Genomic DNA, 13,617 nt, shown 5'->3' with positions numbered 1-13,617 from the left:
AATTTAAAACTTATAATTATGTTACTTTCAATTTTATTACAGGCTGCCGCTGGTGCAGGTTTAGGTAAATTTGGTGCTGCTCTTGGTGCAGCAATCGCAGTAATTGGTGCAGGTATTGGTATTGGTAAGATAGGTAGCTCTGCTATGGAAGCTATCGCACGTCAGCCTGAGGCATCAGGTGATATTCGTATGAATATGATTATCGTTGCTGCCTTGGTAGAAGGTGTGGCACTTATCGCTATTATAGTTTGTCTATTGACTTTGTTCTTATAATATACAGCTTATGGGATTGTTGACTCCGGATCCGGGGTTACTGTTTTGGATGGTAGTGGTATTCGGTATTGTCTTCTTTTTGTTGGCAAAATTCGGATTCCCTGTTATCATCAAAATGGTTGACGATCGGAAGGCGTATATTGACAACTCGCTTAAAGCAGCGCGTGAAGCCAACGAACAATTGGCCAACGTGAAGATTGAAGGCGAGAAAATCCTGGCTCAGGCCCATGAGGAACAAGCCCGAATCCTGAAATCGGCAACAGAAACGCGTGACCGTATCATTAGAGAAGCCCAGGAAAAGGCTCGTCTGGAAGGTGACCGTTTGATGGAGGAAATGAAAAAGCAGATTGAAACCGAAAAAGAAAGTGCAATCCGCGATATCCGGCGTCAGGTGGCTTTACTCTCTGTAGGTATTGCTGAAAAAGTAATGCGTACAAAATTGGCCGATGAGAAGGAACAGACTGAACTTATCAGTCGGTTGGTGGACGAAATGGTTGAATCTTCTAAATAACCTAGTATGAATACAGGAGTTGTTTCAAGGCGTTATGCCAAGGCTTTGTTGGACTTTGCAATGGACAGAGGCAATGAAGACAAGATATATGAAGAGGTAAAAACGCTGGCCAGACATTTTGCTAATGTTCCTGATTTGAGAAGGACTATTGATAATCCGGTTGTTACGAAACAGGAAAAATTGAATTTACTTGTTGAGGCAGCGGGAGGTAAAGATGTCACTGAAGAAATGAAACGTTTCCTCTTGCTGGTACTTAATGGTAAGAGGGAGAAATTCTTGCAATTCATGACATGGTCATATATTGACCTGTATAGGGAAAGGAAGCATATATTGATGGGTAAACTGACAACTGCAATCGAAGCTCCGGAATTGGTAAAGCATCTTGAAAAAATTGGTAGCCAGAGAACTAATTCCAAGATAGAAATAACTTCTAAGATAGATCCTTCTATTATAGGCGGTTACATTATGGAAATAGATGGATATCGTCTTGATGCCAGCGTCGATTACCAGCTTAAAAAAGTTAAGCGTCAGTTTATTGAGAAGAACAGAAGAATAGTTTAATTATTTGAATTGACTAAGAATGGCAGATAATACTATAAAACCCAGCGAAGTCTCGGAAGTATTGCTCCAGCAACTTGAAGGTATAGATACCTCTCTTAAATTCGATGAGGTAGGTACCGTGTTGCAGGTGAGTGATGGTGTGGCTCGTATATATGGCTTGCGTAATGCTGAAGCAAACGAGCTTCTGAAATTCGAGAACGGTATCATGGGTACGGTAATGAATCTGGAAGAGGACAATGTGGGTGCAGTCCTGCTAGGTCCTACAGACCAGATTAAAGAAGGAATGATAGTGAAACGTACCAAACACATCGCTTCCATCAATGTTGGTGAGGGTATGTTGGGACGTGTAATCGACCCTCTGGGTGTTCCATTGGATGGACGTGGCGACATCTTAGGCGAGACATTCGAGATGCCGCTTGAACGTAAGGCTCCGGGAGTTATTTTCCGTCAGCCTGTAACAGAACCGTTGCAGACTGGTCTGAAGGCTATTGATGCCATGATTCCTATAGGACGCGGACAGCGTGAGTTGATTATCGGCGACCGTCAGACAGGAAAGACAGCTATTGCTATTGATACAATTATCAATCAGCGCTCTAATTATGAGGCAGGAAATCCGGTTTACTGTATTTATGTAGCGATAGGTCAGAAAGGTTCTACTGTGGCAAGTATAGTCAATGCACTCCGTGAACGTGGTGCTATGGATTATACAGTGATAGTTGCAGCTACAGCCTCTGATCCTGCGGCAATGCAGTACTTCGCTCCGTTTGCCGGTGCTGCAATCGGAGAATATTTCCGTGACACCGGTCGTCATGCCTTGGTAGTATATGATGACTTGTCAAAACAGGCAGTAGCTTATCGTGAGGTATCACTTATCCTTCGTCGTCCTTCAGGACGTGAAGCTTATCCTGGTGATATCTTCTACCTGCATTCACGTTTGCTTGAACGTGCGGCTAAGATAATAAGCCAACAGGAAGTGGCAGAACAGATGAATGACCTGCCTGAAAGCCTGAAAGGAAAAGTTAAGGCTGGTGGTTCGCTCACTGCATTGCCTATTATTGAAACTCAGGCTGGTGACGTATCAGCATATATTCCTACAAATGTGATTTCAATCACTGACGGACAGATATTCCTTGAAACAGACCTCTTTAACCAAGGTTTCCGTCCTGCTATCAACGTGGGTATTTCTGTATCACGTGTGGGTGGTAGTGCGCAGATCAAGAGTATGAAGAAGGTTGCCGGTACACTGAAGATTGACCAGGCACAGTATCGTGAACTTGAAGCTTTCTCTAAGTTCAGCAGCGATATGGACCCAGTTACAGCTATGGCTATCGACCGTGGACGTAAGAATAACCAGTTGCTTATTCAGCCTCAGTACTCACCTATGCCGGTTGGCGAGCAGATTGCAATCCTTTATTGCGGTACACACGGTTTGATGCGTGAAGTTCCACTTGACAAGGTACGTAGCTTCCAGGATACATTCCTTTCAACTCTTCGTGTGAACTATAAGGAAGATGTGATAGATGTTTTGGCCAGCGGACAGATAAATGATGCTGTAACGGCTATTATAGAAAAAGTAGCAGCAGAAACTGCAGTTCAATATAAACAGTAATTATATTATGGCATCGCTGAAAGAAGTTAAAAGTAGAATAAACTCTATAAACGGTACGCTGAAGATTACTTCGGCCATGAAGATGGTGGCGTCGGCAAAACTGCACAAGGCTCAGGAGGCTATAGAAAATATGCTTCCATACGAGAACAAGCTGCATGGAATTCTGAGAGATTTCTTGGCGTCCGGCGTTTCTGTTCAGACACCTTTCTCTGTCAATAAACAGGTAAAGAAGGTGGCGATAGTGGCTTTTGCTTCGAACAGCAGTCTTTGTGGCGGATATAATGCAAATGTTATCAGACATTTGTCAGCTCTGGTTGATGAGTATTCTGCTAAAGTAGGAAAGGAGAATATCCTGATTTATCCTGTAGGAAGGAAAATTGCTGAGGCGGTAAAGAAGATGGGAATGGAAGTGGCAGGAGATTATCAGCACATGAGTGGAAAACCAAATTATCAGGATGCTTCTGATTTGGCTTCTGAACTCATGAGTAAATTCCTGAAAGGTGAGATACAGAAAGTAGATTTGCTGTATAATCACTTCAAGTCAACATCATCCCAGATTCTGACTCATGAAACATATCTTCCTGTTGATGTAAACGGACAGGTTGGCAATACAGAAAACTCTGAGGTAAAAGAACAGTCTTCAGACTATATTATTGAACCTTCGGCTGAAACTATAATGAAATCACTTGTTCCTAAGGTTCTGAGGATGAAGATTTATACGGTATTGCTTGACGCTGCAGCATCGGAACATGCAGCCCGTACGATGGCAATGCAGATAGCTACCGACAATGCCAACGATTTGATTCAGGAGCTGACTTTGGTATATAACAAGAGCCGTCAGCAGGCTATTACGAACGAATTGCTTGATATTGTTGGCGGAACAATGGCCTGATATTTACATTCAATTTCTATAACATTAAGGCATTATGATATGTTGTTTTTATTAGCATGGCATAATGCCTTTCTTGTATCCCTATCACATTTAGGGAAATTCCCCTTAAAATATAGGAATTTACTTTATAGTAAGTGAATAGATGTGTGTACTTTTGTATCAAGGAAGTTAAGAAGAACAGGAGGAAACCATGAAGAATTTAAGTAAGGTTATTGCTTTTTTGGCACTAATCTCCACATTCCCTATTTTATTCTCATCATGCGAGTATGTAGGTATAGGCATAGAATTAGGGAACGGAACCAATAATTACCGCGAAGCCACATATTATTTATGTAGCAGGACATGGGTAGAGGAATGGACTGACAATAATGGCGATTTTCATCGTCAGGAGTTACGTTTTTATGATAATAATAGAGGGGAAGATTATATTCTGACTATAGATAATCGCGGATTTCGTCAGGAATCTTCGTATTCGTTTCTTTGGGATTGGTATGATGCCAATTATACTACACTGCGTCTGAAATACGGTGCGAATGATTATTCGTATATGAATAATATATTTATGGGTAACAATCGTTTGGAATGCCTCCTTGATGGATATCCGGCTCGTTTCTATGGAAATTAATGAAACTGATGAACAAAATCGACTTAACTTTGTTATATATTTAAAAGCTTGCAAGATAACTCATAGCATTTAAGATAATTAATTTTTTAGTTTATTCGTGTAGCTGTACCTCATTGTTTTCAGGATAATGCAGGTACAGTTTTTTTGTTAGGTACTTTATATCAATTTTGTTATTTACTTGAGAAAAATAATTTGATAAACACATAATTCTATTATATTGGTATAATTGACTCCATTAAAATTTTTGATTAACTTTGTCTTAACTCAAGTTACAATATTTATATACGATAATTAATAAATTATATCTATTACTGATACCATATTGTAAAAACCTAATAGGTTAATATAATTTGAAATATAAAATTAATATGCTGAAAAAAGGTATATACGAACATATTATTAATCAAGAGACTAGGGGAGAGATAGAACAGACAGAGGCTAAAAATCTTGTTTGTGTAAAAAATAATATTGATACTGCAGAATCTCCTCAGATATTGGCTGATTATCTGGCAAAAGTGATTCGCAATAAATTGGAAGAAATAGAGGAGCAACAAGACCGAGTAAATATGATAAATAGAATTTTATCGGAAGCCGGTTTATTGGATGAAATGCAGATAGTAGATTATGAGAATCTATTGACAGAAGTTATGACACATCAGCAATATCTATTTCAAAGCCAAAGTAGAACACAAACAATTAGACCGATAAGTGGTTTTCGTGTGAGTAATCTATTTACTGGTGGCGGAAGTGCATTATCATTGGGAGAAGAAATTCGTCGTGAGATAGCTAGTGCTGATGAAATCTGTTTTATAGTTTCTTTTTTGAAGGTTTCAGGAATACGTATTTTAATGGACGACTTGAAGAAATTTACTCAAAAAGAAGGAAGTCGTTTAAGAATTATCACTACTACTTACTGCGGAGTTACTCAGTCTAAAGCTATTGAACAACTGTTAGAACTTCCCAATACAGAGATTCGTATTTCTTATAATACAGATATAGAACGTCTTCATGCTAAGTCATATATATTTTTAAGAAATTCTGGCATGAATACGGCATATATAGGTTCATCAAACTTATCTAAATCAGCTCAGACTGATGGTTTGGAATGGAACATTCGTGTAACAAATATAGAAAATCCACACATAATCAAGACGGCTTTAGCTACTTTTGATATGTATTGGAATAGTCCAAATTTTGAAGATATTAGAATTGGAGGTATAGACAAATTTAATAAAGAGATAAATCGTAATTTATTTATAAACCGTAGCGAAGAGAACGTATATCACCGTTATACATTACTTCCACATCAGAAACAGATTCTAGATAAGCTTAGTGTAGAAAGAGACGAGAATCATAACTATAGAAATCTTATAGTCGCAGCTACTGGTACTGGAAAAACAGTCATCTCAGCCTTTGATTATCAAAATTTTATAAGGACACATTCGTGTAGCCGTATTTTATTTACAGCACATAGAGAGGAAATCCTTTGTCAGGCACTGAATACTTACAGGAGTGTTTTGAGAGATACAAACTTTGGTTCTTTGTGGGTTGGAGGATATCGTCCGCAAAATGAGGATGAATATGAGAATTTATTTGTCTCCATTTCAATGTTTAACTCAAAATATGATGAATTTTTCTCTTTACTTGATAAAGATTATTACGATTACATAGTTATTGATGAAGCTCATCATAGTCAGGCTGATAGTTATAGAAAATTATTAACTCATTTTAGTCCGAAAATATTAATCGGCCTTACAGCTACTCCTGAACGTATGGATGGCCGTGATTTGCGTCCTGATTTCGGAGGACATATCAGCGCTGAAATACGTCTTCCCCAAGCTTTGCAAGCAGGATTGTTGACTCCATTCCAATATTTATGTATAACAGACAATACGGATCTTTCAGATGATTCATTGTGGAGTGGAAATAAATATAATGTTGAAAGATTGTCTGACAGGTTATGTAATAAAGAGCGTGTAGGAAGAATAGTAGATGCATTACATAAATATCTGGCTGATGAATACGCATGTCGTGCACTTTGTTTTTGTGTAAACAAAAGACATGCAGAATTTATGGCTAAGCAATTATCTCTATATGGTTTTAACGCACATAGTCTTACTTCTGATACTCCCAATGATGTACGTAGAAAACTGACGAAAGATTTACGTGAGGGTAATATTCACTATTTATGTGTTGTTGATGTTTTCAATGAAGGTATTGATATTCCAGAAGTGGATACTGTACTATTCTTGCGCCCTACGGATAGTTTAACAATATTCTTACAACAGTTAGGACGAGGACTCCGTCTGTCTGTAGGCAAAACAGAGCTTACGGTATTGGACTTTGTCGCACAGGTAAATCGTAAATATGATTTTGCCAGTCGCTTCAGAGCTTTGACACTTAATTCTGATAAAAACATAAGGAAGCAGATAGAAGATGGTTTTACAATGCTGCCTAATGGATGTAGCATTATTATGGAGAAATTGGCTCGTCAATATATTTTGGATAATATTCAAAGTGCAATTTACAATAAGACGAGAATAATACGTGAAATAAACAGTTATAGCGAAATCATACCGACAATCTCACAATTTCTTGATAATAATGGCCAGGATATTCGTATATTATATCAAGGTTCAAATTGTTGGACATCATTAAAACGTGCTGCTGGAAAGATTAACTATATTGATGATCATATAACTAAACGCTTGGAGAAAGGAGTTTCAAATTTGATACATCATAATACGGTTAACTTCTTGCATTTTGTTCAAAGATTCGTAAATGGCAACAGCGAATTTCTTAAACAAGAAAATGAAACTTATGCTTTAATGTTATATTATGCTTTATTTTCTGATAAGTTGGAAAAATCAGGCTTTAATAGCATATATGAAGCACTTTCTTTACTCCAAACAGATAAATACAAGTACTTCAATCAGGAGATAAAAGAAATAGCATCTTATTTGCTGGAACATTTGCAAATAAAGACTATTCCGTTGCAGAACTTATTCTGTCCACAAATGGAGGTATATGGCTGTTATACACGTGAAGAGGTTTTTATGTTGGTTGGACGTCAGACTGCTATAAAGAAAATGCAAGGTACAGCAACAGGAGCTTTTCATTTACCGGAACATAATGCTTCTTTGTTATTCGTTACTTTGAATAAATCTGATAAAGATTTTTCTCCGACCACACAATACGATGATTATGTAATAAATGAGAATTTGTTTCATTGGCAATCTTGGAATTTTGACTCTCATCAGAACGATGGAGGGAAACGATATACCCAGCAAATGGAAACACAACGTAAGATTTTATTATTTGTTCGTGAAAATAAGAAAGACGGCTATGGTAATACTAGTCCTTTTCACTGTTTTGGTTTAGTCAATTATGTTTCGTCTCATGGTGATTTTCCAATGAATGTAACATGGAAATTAGAAGAACCAGTTATGCCATATTATGTAAAAGCAATATAAAAACAAAAAAGGCCATCTCAAAGTTTATTTGAGATTCTCAATTATAGGTTATATTATATATAAGTTTCTATTATAGATTTATTTGTCTATATCTTGTGATTATAGACTATTTAATCTATAATTATTGGTGAGGTAAAAGAAAATTCATATCTTTGTTATCAAATTAATGGACAATAATATGTTTGCAACAATTTCAGCGGATATAGTAGCATCCACTTCCTTGTCTGTGAATGAAACTATAGGATTAAAGCAAAGGATAGAATCATTATTTGGCTTGCTAAAAGTGAGTTATCCTGATTTTGAAGGTCGCCAAATAAAAGGGGACTATATAGAGTGTGTAATGCAAAATGTATCAAACGTATTCCGGATAGCCTTTATAATCAAATCCTGTATCAAATCTTTTTCCACAGCTAAGAATGAAAAGACAAAAAATTTCCATACATACGGAATACGTATGGCCATTGGTATTGGAGGTATGAGAATAGTGAATACCGAACAAGGTATTTGGGATGGTGAGGCCATATATCTGTCAGGACGTGCGCTTGAGGAAATGAGTTCCCTGAATAAGGGAACAATGTCTGTTCATACAAGTAAAAAGCAATTATCTGCCCCTTTACAAACTATAGCCCTATTGACCGATGCCATATTAAATGATATGACTGTGCGCCAAAGTGAAGTCGTTTATTATAAACTGCTTGGTTTCAAAGAGGCAGACATTGCCAAAAAACTGGGTATATCTCAAGCCAGTGTAAATAATGCTTCTACAGCTACAAAATGGTATTGTATAGAAGAATCCATAAAATATTTTGAACAGATAAATTTTGAAGGATATGAATAGTTGGTTGTTTTTAAGTCTGATATTGGCACATGTTATAGGTGATTTTTACCTTCAGAATGATAAATACTGTGCACAGAAAGAGGAAAGGAAATTCAAAAGCTGGTTCCTGTATGTGCATTCGCTTATTATCGGTGTGGTATCATGGGTAGTTGTTCCTGTTTATGAATTCAGATTTTATGCCCTTGCCATTGCTTTTTCCCATCTGGTGATAGATGTTATCAAAACATATAGCCCAAAAGGATTATGGAATTTTGTGATTGATCAGGTTGCTCATTTGGCGATATTGATTATAGTGACATTTTCCTTTGACACTACAACAAAGTTGCCAATCCAATCGATGGATTGCAATGGCAGCTACTCTATACCTCTGTTCATATTGGCGTTACTATTGTGCATCAAGCCTGCAAACATCCTGATCAAGCTGGTATTAAAGAAATATCAAGTTGGAGAGACACAGTCTTGTGAAAATATCAAAAATGCAGGAGCGTTAATTGGTAATTTAGAGCGTATTCTTACAATCATATTCGTTATCATTGGACAATATGAAGCAATCGGTTTTATCATAGCGGCAAAATCCATCCTTCGATTCAAAGACACGGATACAGCAAAAACAGAATATGTCCTTGCCGGAACGTTTCTGAGTTTTGGAATTGCATTGCTGTGTGGTTTAATGGTAACAAAATAACAGATGGACAGTTTTCAAACCACCATTATAAAGAAAAACAAAAAAGGCGTGAAACTCAAGCGGTTTCACGCCTTTACTTATGAAAAATTATGTTTATTTATCTCTAGCTTACTTGACTTCCTCAAAATCAGCATCCTGAACATTGTCGCCATGCTTGTCATTAGTACCGCCATTGTTTGCCTGACCAGCGTTAGGACCTGCCTGAGCACCGCCCTGTGCGCCTGACTGAGCATACATTTCAGCGCTTGCTGCCTGGAAAGCTGACTGGAGTTCTGCACTTGCAGCGTCGATACCAGCCAAATCCTGTGCCTTGTGAGCGTCTTTCAGTTTCTGAAGAGCAGCTTCGATAGGAGCTTTCTTGTCTGCAGGGATCTTATCGCCAAGGTCTTTCAACTGATTTTCTGTAGAGAAAATCAAGCTGTCAGCCTGGTTCAATTTGTCGATACGTTCCTTTTCTTTCTTATCAGCTTCTGCGTTTGCTTCAGCTTCAGCTTTCATACGTTCGATTTCTTCCTTGCTCAAACCTGATGAAGCTTCGATACGGATAGCCTGTTCCTTACCTGTAGCCTTATCCTTAGCAGATACTTTCAAGATACCGTTAGCATCGATATCGAATGTTACTTCAATCTGAGGAACACCACGACGAGCTGGAGCGATACCTGTCAGGTTGAACTGACCGATTGATTTGTTCTGTGCTGCCATAGGACGTTCACCCTGAAGTACGTGGATTGTAACTTCTGTCTGGTTGTCGGCTGCTGTGGAGAACACTTCACTCTTCTTGCAAGGGATAGTAGTGTTGGCGTCGATAAGTTTTGTCATCACACCACCCATTGTTTCGATACCCATTGACAATGGAGTTACGTCAAGAAGAACAACGCCCTTGATTTCGTCTGTCAATACGGCACCCTGAACTGCTGCACCTACTGCAACAACTTCGTCTGGGTTAACACCCTTAGAAGGAACTTTACCGAAGAAGTCTTCTACAAGTTTCTGAACTGCAGGGATACGTGAAGAACCACCTACAAGGATTACTTCGTCGATATCTGAGTTGCTCAAACCTGCATCGCTCATAGCTTTCTTACATGGTTCAAGACAAGCCTGGATCAAGTTGTGTGCCAACTGTTCGAATTTAGCACGGCTCAATGTCTTAACCAAGTGCTTTGGAACACCAGCTACCGGCATGATGTAAGGCAAGTTGATTTCTGTAGAAGTAGAAGAAGACAATTCGATTTTTGCCTTTTCTGCTGCTTCTTTCAAACGCTGCATTGCCATTGGGTCCTGAGTCAAGTCAGCACCTTCGTCGTTCTTGAATTCCTGAACCAACCAGTCGATGATTACCTGGTCGAAGTCATCACCACCAAGGTGAGTATCACCGTTTGTAGAAAGTACTTCGAACACACCGCCACCGAATTCAAGGATTGAGATATCGAATGTACCACCACCAAGGTCGAACACTGCAACCTTCATATCCTTGTTTGATTTGTCAACACCGTATGCAAGTGCTGCTGCTGTCGGTTCGTTTACGATACGTTTTACTTCAAGACCTGCAATCTGACCAGCTTCTTTTGTAGCCTGACGCTGTGAGTCTGAGAAGTATGCCGGAACTGTGATGACAGCTTCTGTAACTTCCTGTCCAAGATAGTCTTCAGCAGTCTTCTTCATTTTCTGAAGAATCATTGCAGAGATTTCCTGTGGAGTGTAAAGACGTCCGTCGATATCAACACGTGGAGTGTTGTTTTCGCCACGAACTACTTTATATGGAACACGTTCAACTTCTTTTGATACCTGATCGTAAGTTTCACCCATGAAACGTTTGATTGAGTAAACTGTACGAGTTGGGTTTGTGATAGCCTGACGTTTTGCAGGGTCACCGATTTTACGTTCGCCGCCGTCAACGAAACCTACTACTGATGGAGTAGTACGCTTACCTTCGCTGTTAGCGATTACAACTGGTTCGTTACCTTCGAACACTGCTACACATGAGTTTGTTGTACCTAAGTCAATACCAATAATCTTTCCCATAATTTTATCTGTTTTTTTATTATTATCTAATTAAGTTATTTCTGTAACTTTTGCGTTACGCTGTATTATAAACAAACCGTGTGCCACGGCATAAAAATGTTTTGGCACAGACAAAAACTGACATTTTGGCTGAAATTTATCTTAATGTTACTGACAAAACATGATTTCTGTCATCTTTTAAACTATATACATTGATAAAATATATAGGATAGAAGAGGCTCTTTTGCTGGAGATAAAAGTATTTTATCAGTAATAAATCTGTAAATACAACTTGTATTTTTATAAACGACACTGTGGTTTGTAAAAATTACACTGTAAATTCTATAAATACAAGTTATATTTATAGAAAATGTCAGCACGAAAACATCTTTTTATGAGGAAGAACGAGCTATTGTTTCGGTAGAAACAAAAAAATGGAGCCAATGTGGTGACTATGCCACCGTGGCTCCATATACTATATAATAATGTATAATGTCAGATTATTTCTATACCTTTCTGTTTGCAGAGTTCCAAACCTATATCTTTCAGTTTGAATTTCTGAATCTTTCCGCTTCCTGTCAGAGGGAAACCGTCTACGAAGAAGATATATTTCGGTATTTTGTATCTTGCAATCTTACCCTGACAGAATTCGCGAACGTCGAATTCGTTCATTTCGCATCCTTCGTGCAGGATGATGAATGCACCTACTGCCTCTCCATATTTCTTCGACGGAATTCCAGCTACCTGCACGTCCTTTATGCCAGGCATCTGATAGAGGAATTCCTCTATTTCGCGCGGATAGATATTCTCACCACCACGGATTATCATATCCTTGATACGTCCTGTTATGCGATAGTTGCCGTTTTCGTCTTTCACACCAAGGTCGCCTGAATGAAGGAAACCATTCTTGTCGATTACTTCAGCTGTGGCTTCAGGGTTCTTGTAGTAACCCTGCATGGTATTATATCCGCGGTTACACATTTCTCCCTGAACACCTACAGGACATTCTTCACCTGTTTCCGGGTCAAGAACTTTCACTTCGGTGAATTCGAAATCACGTCCTACTGTTGTACAGCGCACTTCAAACGGGTCGTCTATGCGTGTGTGTGTCATACCAGGCGATGCTTCCGTCAGACCGTAAACGCTGGTGACGCGCATAAACATCTTTTCTTCAACCTGACGCATCAGTTCCACAGGGCAGAGAGAACCTGCCATGATACCGGTGCGCAGACTGCTGAGGTCGAACATATCGAACATAGGGTGGTGGAGTTCGGCGATGAACATTGTCGGTACACCGTATAGTGCCGTACAGCGTTCTTTATGCACTGATGCAAGGACGAGCAGCGGGTCGAAGCGTTCCAGCATTACCTGTGTACATCCGTGAGTGAGGCAGTTCATTGTGGCAAGCACTACGCCGAAACAGTGGAACAGCGGTACGCATACACACAGTTTGTCGTCTGATGTAAACTTCATGTGTTCACCTGTCAGGAAGCCGTTGTTTGTGATGTTATAATGGCTCAACATAACTCCTTTCGGAAATCCTGTTGTACCTGATGTGTATTGCATATTTACCGTGTCGTGACAGCTTACCTGCTTTTTTGCGTTTTCAAGAACCTCATCGTCTATGTTGTTTCCTAGAAGGAGAATTTCCGGAGTGTTGTACATTCCTCTGAATTTCTCCTGACCGATATAGACAACATTACGCATACATGGGAAACGTTTGCTCTTCATGTGTCCGCGGCTGAAGGTTTTCAGTTCAGGGAGCATATTGTATGTCATCTGGACGAAATCGCTGTCTTTCTCTCCATTTACGATACATAGGGTGTGCATGTCAGAGTTCTGGCACAGATATTCAAGCTCTGCCTGTTTGTAGTTGGTGTTTACTGTGACTGCCACTGCACCAATCTTGGCACAGGCATACAGGAATGTCAGCCAGTCGGGAACATTTCCTGCCCATATACCTACGTGAGTTCCTTTTTCCACTCCGATGGCGAGCAGACCCTTTGCCATATTGTCCACGCGCTTGTTGAACTGGCTCCATGTGAAGCGCAGATTACGGTCGGAATAGACTATATATTCTTTGTCGGGGGTGACTTCGGCCCAATGTTCGAGCCAGTCGCCAAGTGTTCTTTCTGATAACTGTAACATG

11 protein-coding genes are annotated in these 13,617 nt (G+C 39.2%); 9 read left to right on the top strand and 2 right to left on the bottom strand.

Annotated features, from left to right (window positions below; genetic code table 11):
* Window positions 1–18: 18 nt before the first annotated feature.
* From atpE to Q0486_RS10525, 9 genes are all read left to right on the top strand, one after another.
* Entirely contained in the window at window positions 19–273 is a 255-nt protein-coding gene (gene atpE / locus Q0486_RS10565; protein ID WP_299232848.1) for an ATP synthase F0 subunit C, read from the top strand.
* A gap of 10 nt (window positions 274–283) precedes the next feature.
* Entirely contained in the window at window positions 284–784 is a 501-nt protein-coding gene (gene atpF, locus Q0486_RS10560; protein WP_154044669.1) for a F0F1 ATP synthase subunit B, read from the top strand.
* A 6-nt stretch (window positions 785–790) separates the two neighbouring features.
* Window positions 791–1,345: a F0F1 ATP synthase subunit delta gene (locus tag Q0486_RS10555; protein WP_299232844.1), complete on the top strand. Its 555-nt coding sequence runs from the start codon at window positions 791–793 to the stop codon at window positions 1,343–1,345.
* Between the two features lie 19 nt (window positions 1,346–1,364).
* Window positions 1,365–2,954: a F0F1 ATP synthase subunit alpha gene (atpA, locus tag Q0486_RS10550; RefSeq protein WP_299232841.1), complete on the top strand. Its 1,590-nt coding sequence runs from the start codon at window positions 1,365–1,367 to the stop codon at window positions 2,952–2,954.
* 7 nt (window positions 2,955–2,961) lie between these two features.
* A complete protein-coding gene (locus Q0486_RS10545) occupies window positions 2,962–3,846 on the top strand; it encodes a F0F1 ATP synthase subunit gamma (RefSeq protein ID WP_299232838.1) in 885 nt (294 codons plus the stop codon).
* 190 nt (window positions 3,847–4,036) lie between these two features.
* Window positions 4,037–4,471, top strand: a complete 435-nt coding sequence (locus Q0486_RS10540) for a hypothetical protein (RefSeq protein WP_299232835.1) — start codon at window positions 4,037–4,039, stop codon at window positions 4,469–4,471.
* A gap of 368 nt (window positions 4,472–4,839) precedes the next feature.
* Complete coding sequence (locus Q0486_RS10535) at window positions 4,840–7,944, top strand: DUF3427 domain-containing protein (protein WP_299232832.1); 3,105 nt, start codon at window positions 4,840–4,842, stop codon at window positions 7,942–7,944.
* A 178-nt stretch (window positions 7,945–8,122) separates the two neighbouring features.
* Window positions 8,123–8,782, top strand: a complete 660-nt coding sequence (locus Q0486_RS10530) for an RNA polymerase subunit sigma-70 (protein ID WP_130085042.1) — start codon at window positions 8,123–8,125, stop codon at window positions 8,780–8,782.
* The gene (locus Q0486_RS10525; RefSeq protein ID WP_299232821.1) at window positions 8,775–9,467 is read left to right on the top strand and encodes a DUF3307 domain-containing protein; all 693 of its coding nucleotides are present in this window, start codon (window positions 8,775–8,777) and stop codon (window positions 9,465–9,467) included. The genes Q0486_RS10530 and Q0486_RS10525 overlap by 8 nt, the downstream gene beginning before the upstream one ends.
* A 108-nt stretch (window positions 9,468–9,575) precedes the next feature.
* Here Q0486_RS10525 and dnaK read toward each other — a convergent pair whose 3' ends face one another.
* Both dnaK and Q0486_RS10515 read right to left on the bottom strand, forming a co-directional pair.
* A complete protein-coding gene (gene dnaK / locus Q0486_RS10520) occupies window positions 9,576–11,489 on the bottom strand; it encodes a molecular chaperone DnaK (RefSeq protein WP_299232818.1) in 1,914 nt (637 codons plus the stop codon).
* Between the two features lie 474 nt (window positions 11,490–11,963).
* Window positions 11,964–13,616 (bottom strand): AMP-binding protein, encoded by a 1,653-nt coding sequence (locus tag Q0486_RS10515; RefSeq protein WP_258321948.1) that lies wholly within the window; start codon window positions 13,614–13,616, stop codon window positions 11,964–11,966.
* Window position 13,617 lies beyond the last annotated feature (1 nt).

The organism is uncultured Bacteroides sp., assembly GCF_937912035.1.
Classification (GTDB): Bacteria; Bacteroidota; Bacteroidia; order Bacteroidales; family Bacteroidaceae; genus Phocaeicola.
Note: the sequence above shows the minus strand (reverse complement) of the source record. Positions and strands in the feature narration are given on the sequence as shown.